Origin of the sequence: Microcystis sp. M49636_WE2 (genome assembly GCF_030065375.1) — a bacterium.
Lineage (GTDB): Bacteria > Cyanobacteriota > Cyanobacteriia > Cyanobacteriales > Microcystaceae > Microcystis > Microcystis aeruginosa_C.
This window is the reverse complement of sequence record NZ_JASJFG010000472.1, coordinates 1-2652: the sequence shown is the minus strand read 5'-3', so window position 1 is coordinate 2652 and position 2652 is coordinate 1. Positions and strand designations below refer to the sequence as shown.

Annotated in this window: 4 protein-coding genes; 1 reads left to right on the top strand and 3 read right to left on the bottom strand. The window is 34.8% G+C overall.

Annotated features, from left to right (window positions below):
• Positions 1-170, top strand: a 170-nt coding sequence (locus PX484_RS26010; RefSeq protein ID WP_502882732.1) for a Tery_1686 family protein, incomplete at its 5' end; no start/stop codon positions are given.
• Positions 171-244: 74 nt separating this feature from the next.
• Here PX484_RS26010 and PX484_RS11195 read toward each other — a convergent pair.
• The 3 genes from PX484_RS11195 to PX484_RS11185 form a co-directional block, all read right to left on the bottom strand.
• Entirely contained in the window at positions 245-811 is a 567-nt protein-coding gene (locus PX484_RS11195; protein ID WP_287765319.1) for a hypothetical protein, read from the bottom strand.
• Entirely contained in the window at positions 811-2199 is a 1389-nt protein-coding gene (locus PX484_RS11190; protein WP_287765322.1) for an AAA family ATPase, read from the bottom strand. The genes PX484_RS11195 and PX484_RS11190 overlap by 1 nt, the downstream gene beginning before the upstream one ends.
• A 104-nt stretch (positions 2200-2303) precedes the next feature.
• The coding region (locus PX484_RS11185; RefSeq protein WP_502882731.1) for a pseudouridine synthase family protein at positions 2304-2652 on the bottom strand (349 nt) is incomplete at its 5' end.

The window sequence follows — 2652 nt, the reverse complement described above, 5'->3', positions numbered from 1 at the left end:
TGATTGGCTTAGAAATGCAGGCTTTTAACCATCAAGGAACCGCTTGGCGACTATCTACGGTGGAAAATTGGCAATTAGTCGGCAATTATCAACCTTCTCCTAAGGTGGCTGATAAGTTAAAATATTTCAGCCGGCAGGTGTTTGAAGTTTTTAAAAATGAGCATCGATAAGGCTCTTTCGGCACTCTCGGCAAAAGATCGTTATTCGATCAAGATTAAATCGGTCATAATGAGAAGCTATAGGACTAAATTAATTCTTGAAAGTCCTTCGCTTGAGCGGAAATTTTTAACATTTTTTCTGGTTGATCGTGAATCTCACTTTTTTGAGAAGGTTTACGGCTGCTCGTGGTTGTTTTAGAGATACTGATATTTTTAATACTAACAAAGCGATATTGATAGTCCTGAAGAAAATCGGGTTGATTCCAAAATAAGCGTCCGATTTCACGACAATAGGAGACAAAGCATTTGGCTCCTTTTAATTGTTTAATTATCGATGAATTATCATCTCTGCTTTTCTTCATTTCCAGACAAAGGATAACTTTTTCAGAAGTGGTATTAGCGATAATTATAAAATCTGCACGCTTACACTCACCTTTATTACCAGTAAAAATTTTGCGGACATCAAAAAACTCATCTAGATTGATCACAATAACCTCATCGGGTTTCGGCATTCCATTAACCACAAACGAATAGTTATCTTGAGTTTCTGTCAGTTTCAGTAAATAAATATCTCGTTTGTACTCTTTTTGATATTCCAAATCTACTATCGCACAATCCTTAATCATTTCTTTGAGCATAGCAATATCAGACATTACTCCTCACCCCAAATAATAGCCGCTTGAATGCGATTCATCTTTTCGATAGTAGTATCAAAACTACGCGCTTCGATACCCATTTCTGGATCAATTTTAGCGGGAGTTAAAGTGTTAAATTTGGTCTTTCTTTTTTTTCCTTTTAACATCTCTAAAGCTTGTTCAGCAATATAGACTTTAACTTGATCGGCCGATAATAATTCCTCTTGTCTATAGCCTTCTTCTGCGGCAATTTGTTTCAGGTGTGGTTGATCATGGTTGAGCATAATTAATGTGTTTATTTCTTTGATAATATAATCACTGTGAGTAGTGATAAAAACTTTAATACCAATGTTAATCAGTCGAGCGAAAAGTTTAGCGATACGGCGTTGATTTTCTGGATGGAGATGTAATTCAGGTTCATCTACCATTAACAAATCTCCGATGCGAGCTTCGTGTCTTAAATAAAAGCCAATGTCTAAAAGAGAACGTACAGCACTAGAACTTTCATCCATCGATAGTCTAAGTTTTTTTCCTTTAGGAATGTAATAAAGTTCATCATTGCTAGTAATCATATATTGACCACCAATAATATCGGCAAAATCTTCTAAAATACTGGGATGATTTTCGGCAATAAAGCTAGTTTTTTTGACAATTGTTTCTATTTGTCTAGTAAAATCTACATTTTTTTTGACTGGTAGCGCATAATCCTGAGAAACATTAAATAACAGTTCTCTAGGATTAAAATTGCTATTTTTACTAATTTCTTCCAGTAAACGATTACGAGCAAAATTTAACTCTTTGCGAAAAATTGCCGCTCCTGTTCTTTCTGCACTGGCAATAAATGGCCTGGGAAAAAACTGAGAGAAAATTATATCTTGGATGCTGTCGTAAATGATATCCTCAAGAAAATGCACTGGCAGATTTATTTTTTCTGTTTCTGTTAATAATGTGATGGATAAATAAGGGTCATTTTCAGGTTTGCTAATCGAGATAATTTCCCATGTTGCTGTACTAATTTTCCTTTCATACTTATTTTGAAATTGAATATTGTCAAAATTTAATTCTATCTGAAAATTAACATTTTTAAACCTCTCCTCGTTGGCAGCAAAAACTTCAGGTATTTGTTGAACATATCTTTGACAACCTGTAGTAAGAATACTTTCACACTGTTGAACATACTCCTGTAGATCGAGACTAATTACACCATCAGAAAGTAGTTGATTAATTTTTTCTTTGAGTCCAAATGTTGGCCAAGTTAATAGTCTTCGCCAAGTGTATAAAAAACCGAATAAAGCGTAGGTAGCATAAGTTTTACCTGTATTATTACCACCACAGATAATTGTGAAGTCGCCTAGACTGAATTCTGCCTGTTTTAAAATGCCAAGATTTTTAATTTTAACTTTCATGTTTGTCTTTCGGTTTAATATTCACGATTATAGATAATTGTGGGTAATTTGATCAAGTCCCAAACTATACATTCAACTTTGGTTATCAAGGTTACTTACAAAAATTATAACCTTTCTAAGGCTTTTCTCTCTTTTTCAGTCACTTCTCGCCATTGACCGGGTTGTAATCCTGTTAAGCATAATTTATTGTTTTTGTCAATAGTAATGGCTGTTCTAATTAATCTTAAAGTGGGATAACCAACGGCAGCCGTCATCCTTCTTACCTGACGATTTCTTCCCTCAGTTAAGGTAATTTCTAACCAAGCGGTGGGAACAGATTTTCGATAACGAATCGGTGGCTCTCTGGGGGGTAAATCTGGTTCAAAATCTAGTAAATTAACTATTGCTGGTCGAGTGCGATAATCCTGAATAGGAAGACCTTGACGCAATTTTTCTAAAGCGTTTAGGTCTGGA

Coding starts and splice junctions, on each gene's coding strand:
- PX484_RS11190 (WP_287765322.1), bottom strand. CDS start 2,199: ATGAAAGTTAAAATTAAAAATCTTGGCATTTTAAAACAGGCAGAATTC.
- PX484_RS11195 (WP_287765319.1), bottom strand. CDS start 811: ATGTCTGATATTGCTATGCTCAAAGAAATGATTAAGGATTGTGCGATA.